This is a genomic window from Collinsella sp. AM28-11LB (genome assembly GCF_003469895.1).
Classification (GTDB): domain Bacteria; phylum Actinomycetota; class Coriobacteriia; order Coriobacteriales; family Coriobacteriaceae; genus Collinsella.
This window is the reverse complement of sequence record NZ_QSKJ01000021.1, coordinates 1-2,490: the sequence shown is the minus strand read 5'-3', so window position 1 is coordinate 2,490 and position 2,490 is coordinate 1. Positions and strand designations below refer to the sequence as shown.

The following is a 2,490-nucleotide window of genomic DNA, read 5'->3' as shown; positions in this document are numbered from 1 at the left end:
GTGCTTGGTTTTGGAAGTTCGCGAAGCCCACTTCTCAAAACCAAGCACCCCGCCCCGGGTCTCGTCTGTGTATTTCCCGCTGAGCGAGCTATAGATGCCATGCACCGATGCGCTAAAGCGGCGACTTGAAATTGGTGCTATATTTAGCTCGAGTTGTTAAGTGTTAGTACGGGAGTCTGATATGGGGCTGTTCAAGAAGAAAAACCCGCAGGATGCCTTTGATCCCGATGTGTTTACCATCACGGACACGATTTTGGACCCGCCGCGCTTTACGTTTTTGCCGGCTATCTACCAGGATGCCACGCGTCGCAAGTGGGCCGTGCATCAGCGCGGCGCGACCCCGAGGATTTTTGACTACGCGGATGTGCTGCAATGCGAGATTGTCGAGACCGGAAATCCCGAGGATGTGCCGCAGCTCAGCAATCGAGAGCTCGCTCAGCAGATTTTGATTAACCCAGCTCAGGCTACCAAAAACAATGCCGCCAAGCGTAACATGTGCCTTGGTATGGGTGTCGTCGTTGCCGTGCAAACCGGCGAGGATGAGATTTCGAAGCTTGAGATTCCTGTGACTGCGGGCGAAGTCAAGCGAGACTGCGGCCTATATCGGTCGTATCGGAACGTTGCGGAACAGATCAAAGAAGCCTTCGACGCCATGGGGCGTTCGGAGCAATGATGCCCGCAGCATCAAGCGGTCGAGGAGCCTTACCCATGTCGAGTGAACCATATGCGATTCCGCCCAAAGATCGCGCCTTTGAGGGCATTCTTTGGTATATCAAACATTATGACCTGCAGGGTGGCGACCGGCTGCCCGCCGAGCGTGTACTCTGTGAAGAGCTGGGCGTGTCCCGCACGGCGTTGCGCGCTGCGATCACGCGTCTCATTTCGTGCGGAACCTTGGAAAGCCGCCGCGGTTCGGGCACCTATGTGTGCCCGCCCAAGCCGCTGAACATCTTTCAGGAAACGTGGAACTATACGCAGGCGGTGGAGAGGGTCGGCTCAAAGTCAACCGCACGCCTGGTATGCTCCAAGGTCGTGTACGCCGATGTCGACCTGGCCCAAAAGGCCCAAATCGAGCTGGGCATGCCGCTCTTCTGCATTCGGCGCGTGCGCGTGGTCAATGGTTCCCCGGCGTCGATCGAGACGGCATACGTCAATCTGTCTTTGTGTCCCTCGCTTCCCGATCACGATTTCGAGCAGGAGAGCCTCTACGACGTTTTGCTCAAAGAGGGGAATGTCCGCGTGTCGCACGGCAAGGAGCATATTTCCATCAGCCGTCTGAACGCCGACGAGGCCAAGTTGCTGGATGCCCAGGAGGGCGCCCCGGTGTTTTATAAGGCTTCGCACGAGCGCGATGAGAACGATGGCTTTGTCGAGTATTGCAAGTCCGTGACCCTGCCGACCAAGTATCGATTTGCCGATAACGGTGAGGCAGACGGCGTTGCGACGAAGGTGGGTGTCGAATGGCTGAGGCAGTAGAAGACTTGCCGGTTTACAAGCAAATTCGCCGCTGCATTGCGGAGCGAATCGAGCGCGGTGACTATCCGACGGGCTCGATGATTCCGTCCGAAAATGAGCTGGCCGAGGAGTTTGGCACGACGCGCCTGACCATCCGCAGCGCCATGGATGAGCTGGTCAAAAGTGGCCAGATTCGTCGCGTGCAGGGCAAGGGCGCCTTTGTGGGGCACAAGTGGTTTGACGAGCACGCTCGCAAGGGCGGCTTCCGTCAGTCGGTTTTAGCTTCGGGCGCGACGCCGTCGGTGCGCATCCTGGCGCGCTCCAAACGCTATGCCGGCCCGTATTATGCCGACTTGTTTGGTATCGGCGAGGACGATCTGCTCTACTCGGTGCGCCGTCTTAACTGCATTGATGGTGAACCCGTGTCGATCGAGATGACGCTGATCCCGTGTCTGCTGTTCCCTGGCATCGAAGACGTGGACATATCGGTTTTCAGCCTGTATGAGACCTATGACATGTTGGGCCGAAAGCCAGATAAATCGATTGAGAAGCTCGATATTGAGGCGCTGGGCGCACGCGATGCGAGTTTGCTCGATCTTGAGCCGGGCGACCTGGCCCTCGTGCTGGAATGCCTGACCTATGACTCGAGTGGACAGGTTATCGAGTGTGCCAAGTCTTTTACCCGCGGCGATGCCGGCGGATATACCTACAACTATTAGTGTTCAGAGCGTCCTTGTGTACGGCAGGGCGCTCGTCTTTTATGGCCATATGTCGCTTGACCGATGGGCGGCAAAAACTGACCGTCTACCGAGAGAGGAGGATGAAATCGAAAAATCGGTATTAAAAACGGCTAACCTGTAATCGTTCACTGGTATTAAGAACCTTTGAATTGTTGAGCTTGGGGCCAAGATGACCACAAGGTTAGGCGGTGCGACGGGACGGTAAGCCCGTCCGGGCCGTGTGACAATTCAAACTGCTCGTGAAAGGAGCGGGAATGAAGGAGACCGAGAAGATCGAGATCATGCACTTCGACCA

The 2,490-nt window shown here is 56.5% G+C and carries 3 protein-coding genes; all 3 read left to right on the top strand.

The features are described 5' to 3' along the window. Positions 1–181: 181 nt before the first annotated feature. Genes DW732_RS09650 through DW732_RS09640 form a run of 3 tightly spaced genes read left to right on the top strand, consistent with a single transcriptional unit; the run spans position 182 to position 2,174 of the window. A complete protein-coding gene (locus DW732_RS09650; RefSeq protein ID WP_117636071.1) occupies positions 182–673 on the top strand; it encodes a hypothetical protein in 492 nt (163 codons plus the stop codon). Between the two features lie 35 nt (positions 674–708). Then, positions 709–1,476, top strand: a complete 768-nt coding sequence (locus DW732_RS09645; protein WP_117636070.1) for a GntR family transcriptional regulator — start codon at positions 709–711, stop codon at positions 1,474–1,476. Then, positions 1,461–2,174, top strand: coding sequence for a GntR family transcriptional regulator (locus DW732_RS09640; RefSeq protein ID WP_055252186.1), 714 nt, complete (start codon positions 1,461–1,463; stop codon positions 2,172–2,174). The genes DW732_RS09645 and DW732_RS09640 overlap by 16 nt, the downstream gene beginning before the upstream one ends. The last annotated feature ends 316 nt before the right edge of the window (positions 2,175–2,490 follow it).